We start from the raw sequence: 2,455 nt of genomic DNA on the forward strand, positions 1-2,455 counted from the left end.
CCGCAGGCCGTTCAACCCGTCCAGAACCACGGCCCGGTGCTCGAACACCGACCGCGTCGCCGCCAACGACCACCCGACATCCACCGACGAGACATCCGCCTGCTCGCGCACGTACGCGGCCAGCCGTTCCGCCTGCGCACGCAGCGCCGTCTCCGACTTCGCCGACACCACCCACGGCACCACCACCGGCACCACCGGCGGCTCGACGTCCGCGGTCGGCTCCTCCTCGGTGGCCGGAGCCTGCTCCAGGATCACGTGCGCGTTCGTGCCGCTGACGCCGAAGGCGGAGACGCCCGCCCGTCGAGGTTCCTCCCGTTCCGGCCACGGCATGGCGTCCGTCAGCAGCTCGACGGCGCCAGCCGACCAGTCCACCTGCGGGGAGGGTTCGTCGACGTGCAGGGTCTGCGGCAGCAGCCCATGCTGTATCGCCAGCACCATCTTCATCACACCGGCCACGCCCGCAGCCGCCTGCGTGTGCCCGAAGTTCGACTTGATCGAGCCCAACCGCAGCGGCCGGTCCTCCGGCCGGTCCTGGCCGTAGGTCGCCAGCAGCGCCTGCGCCTCGATCGGGTCACCCAGCGTCGTCCCCGTACCGTGCGCCTCGACGGCGTCGATCTCGGTGGCGGACAGCCGGGCGTTCGCCAGAGCCTGAAGGATGACACGCTGCTGGGAAATGCCGTTCGGCACGGTCAGGCCACTGCTGGTGCCGTCCTGGTTGACGGCGGAGCCGCGGATCACGGCGAGGACCGGATGGCCGTTGCGCCGGGCGTCGGACAGCCGCTCCAGCAGGAGCATGCCCACGCCCTCGCCCCAACCGGTGCCGTCCGCCCCGGCCGCGAAGGGCTTGCACCGGCCGTCGGGGGCGAGGCCGCGCTGGCGACTGAACGCCACGAACAGCCCCGGTGTCGTCATCAGGGTGGCTCCGCCGGCGAAGGCGACCGAGCACTCGCCCTGGCGCAGCGACTGCACCGCCATGTGCAGGGCCACCAGCGACGACGAGCAGGCCGTGTCCACCGTCACGGCCGGGCCCTCGAGACCGAAGGTGTAGGAGAGACGGCCGGACATCACACTGGCCGCGCTGCTGGTGGCCAGGTAGCCCTCAACGCCCTTCGGGGCCTGGCGCAGGGCCTCGACGTAGTCCTGACCGTTGGTGCCGACGAAGACCCCGGCCTTGGTGCCGCGCACCGAGGCCGGTGCGATGCCGGCCCGCTCCATGGCCTCCCAGCTGGTTTCCAGGAGGAGCCGTTGCTGCGGGTCCATGGCCAGCGCCTCGCGGGGCGATATGCCGAAGAACGCCGGGTCGAAGGCGCCCGCGTCGGTCAGGAAGGCGCCTTCCTTCACGTACGACGTGTCGGCCCGATCCGGGTCCGGGTCGTAGAGGGCCGCGAGGTCCCAGCCACGGTCGTCCGGGAACTCGGACACCGCATCGCCGCCGGCGGCGAGCAGTTCCCACAGGTCCTCCGGTGACCGCACCCCGCCCGGGAAGCGACAGCTCATCCCGACGATCGCGATGGGCTCCTGGGACTTCTCCTCGACGTCACGGAGGCGGCGTTGGGTCTGTCGCAGGTCAGCCATGACCCGCTTCAGGTACTCGACCAGCTTCTCTTCGTTCGACACTTAGTCCTGCCCCCTCGCGGACACCAAACGGTTCTTGATCATCTTCAGGCGTCCCCGAGCTCTCGGTCGATCACGTCGAAGAGTTCGTCGAGCGACGCGTCTTCGAGATCGGCGTCCGCCGCGTCGTCCGGGCCGGTGCCTTCCGTGAACGCAGCGCCGGGCTGGTCCAACTTGGCGAGCATCGCCTGGAGTCGGACGACAGCCTTGGTCCGGGCGATGTCGTCCTGCGGCAGCGCGGTGAGTACGGCCTCGAGGCGGTCGATCTCCACGGGCAACGCCTTCTCCGGTGCGTCGTGCTCCGGCACCAGTTCCCCCAAGAGGTGGTGAGCCAGTGCGGAGGGTGACGCGTAGTCGAACAGCGTGGTGGGCCGCAACTTCAGTCCGGTTGCCGCGTTCAGGCGGTTGCGGAGTTCCACCGCGGTGAGCGAGTCGAGACCCATCTCGAAGAAGCCCCGCTCGGCGTCGATCCCCGTGTGAGAGGCGTGCCCGAGCACCGTAGCCGTGTGCTTGCGGATCAGGTCGAGCAGCAACGACTCCCGCTCGGCTGCGGGAAGAGCTGCCAGATTCTCCGCGAGCGGCACCGCGTGCTCGGCCGAGCTGTCTTCGGTGAACTCGCTGACAACCTGATGCAGTTGCCGCACCTCGGCGATCTCACCGAACAGCACGCTGGTGCGGGAGCCAGTCAGTTCCTTGGCGAACCGCGACCAGTCGACATCGGTGATCACCGGGCAGGCGTCGGGTCCTGTGATGGCCTGCTCCATGGCCTTGACCGCAAGTCCGGGCTCCATGGGAGGCAGCCCGAACCGCTCCATGCGGCCACTGACCAGTGCGTTCTGCG

The 2,455-nt window shown here is 69.7% G+C and carries 2 protein-coding genes; both read right to left on the minus strand.

The features are described 5' to 3' along the window. Window positions 1-1,617: type I polyketide synthase (locus JHAT_RS33325; RefSeq protein WP_171991185.1), on the minus strand; the 1,617-nt coding region annotated here is incomplete at its 3' end. Between the two features lie 44 nt (window positions 1,618-1,661). Then, window positions 1,662-2,455 (minus strand): phosphopantetheine-binding protein (locus tag JHAT_RS33330; protein WP_253195696.1); only part of this gene is annotated, 794 nt, incomplete at its 5' end.

The sequence above is a fragment of the Streptomyces sp. JHA26 genome (genome assembly GCF_002005565.1).
GTDB lineage: Bacteria > Actinomycetota > Actinomycetes > Streptomycetales > Streptomycetaceae > Streptomyces.